At 61.9% G+C, this 1,358-nt stretch carries 1 protein-coding gene; it reads left to right on the top strand.

The window, feature by feature from the left end:
• The coding region (locus tag ABT116_RS46685; RefSeq protein ID WP_351647339.1) for a DEAD/DEAH box helicase at positions 1–1,232 on the top strand (1,232 nt) is incomplete at its 5' end.
• Positions 1,233–1,358 lie beyond the last annotated feature (126 nt).

Below are 1,358 nucleotides of genomic sequence, written 5' to 3'. Positions count from 1 at the left end.
CGCGATTTGTGCCGAGCCTGCGCGTCTACGTTCATCACGGTTCGGACCGCGCTACCGGGACGGAGCTTGAACACGCTGTTCGTGAGAGTGATCTGGTGATCACCACCTACGCGCTCATGACCCGCGACGTCGCGGCCCTCAAGGAACTCGACTGGCGGCGCGTAGTGCTCGACGAGGCTCAACACATCAAGAACGCCAAGACATCTCAGGCGAGAGCTGCTCGCAGCATCCCCGCGGATCATCGCGTTGCTCTGACCGGAACGCCGGTGGAGAACCGACTGGACGAGTTGCGGTCCATCCTCGATTTTGCCAATCGCGGTGTACTCGGCTCGGAGCAGATGTTCCGCAAACGGTTCGTCGTACCGATCGAGCGGGAAAAGGATCAACTTGCCGTCTCGCGACTGCGCGCCGTCACGTCCCCCTTTGTGCTGCGGCGCGTGAAGACCGATCCCGCCGTGATCGCGGATCTCCCGGAGAAGTTGGAGATGACGGTTCGAGCGAATCTCAGTGAGGAACAGGCCGCGTTGTACCGCGCGGTGGTGGACGAGATGATGGCGCAGATCAAGGGGACGGAAGGTATGAAGCGTAAGGGCGCCGTCCTGTCTGCGCTGACCAAACTCAAACAGGTATGCAATCATCCGGCGCACTTCCTGCGCGACGGATCGCCGGTGATGCGACGTGGGCAACACCGTTCGGGAAAGCTCGGACTGGTCGAGGACATCGTCGAGTCGGTCACCGGCGACGACGAGAAGGTTCTGTTGTTCACACAGTTTCGTGAGTTCGGCGAGTTGGTGGTGCCGTACCTGGCAGACCGGTTCACCACCGAAGTTCCGTTTCTCCACGGCGGAGTGTCGAAAGCCGGGCGCGACGCCATGGTCGAGGCATTTCAAGGTGAAGGCGGCCCGCCCATCATGGTGCTCTCGCTCAAGGCCGGCGGCACGGGCCTGAATCTCACAGCGGCCAACCATGTGGTTCACCTCGACAGATGGTGGAACCCCGCGGTGGAGAACCAGGCGACGGACCGTGTCTTCCGCATCGGTCAGAGAAAGAACGTGCAGGTCCGCAAGATGGTGTGCGTCGGAACCTTGGAAGAGCGAATCGACACGATGATCGCGAGTAAAAGTGAACTCGCCGAACTTGCAGTCGGGACCGGTGAGAACTGGGTGACGGAGATGAGCGTCGAGCAATTGGACGAGTTGTTGCGACTCGGCGACGACGCGGTGGGCGAATGAGTCCGCGCGGTAAGGGTCCCGATTTCAGCGAGTACACCGGGCCTCGGCGGCGGGCACCCGCGCCGGTCAAGGAACCTCGCGGGACTCGAGGTCCGCAAGCTTCTTGATCTCATCGGCGGACAACGC

The organism is Streptomyces sp. NPDC002130, assembly GCF_040296465.1.
Classification (GTDB): domain Bacteria; phylum Actinomycetota; class Actinomycetes; order Streptomycetales; family Streptomycetaceae; genus Streptomyces.
The sequence above is the reverse complement of the archived record's forward strand: the minus strand, read 5'-3'. Positions and strand labels throughout refer to the sequence as shown.